The following is a 255-nucleotide window of genomic DNA, read 5'->3' on the forward strand; positions in this document are numbered from 1 at the left end:
GATCAGCGGGTCGGCCTGTCCGGGGAGCTGGGCGCGCAGCGTGAGCGCTCCGGGCGCCGCGACCGGCCCGGTGCGGCGGGGGTCGATGCGCGCGATGGTCGCGGCGACCTCCGAGATGCTGGCCGCCGCGTCCGCGGTGACGACGATGTCATCGCTGCTGCCGGAGGGCCGGGCGAGAGTCAGTTTCAGTCGCACTTCTGCACCATACCCAGTTCCGCCCGCGTGAGCGGATGGGGACCGCTCCCCATCGCCCTC

General features: G+C 73.7%; 1 protein-coding gene. It reads right to left on the minus strand.

Features of this window, described 5'->3' with window-relative positions:
* The coding region (locus SB775_RS31515) for a hypothetical protein (protein ID WP_410865215.1) at positions 1-195 on the minus strand (195 nt) is incomplete at its 3' end.
* Positions 196-255: the final 60 nt, after the last annotated feature.

The organism is Peribacillus sp. SIMBA_075, assembly GCF_046534585.1.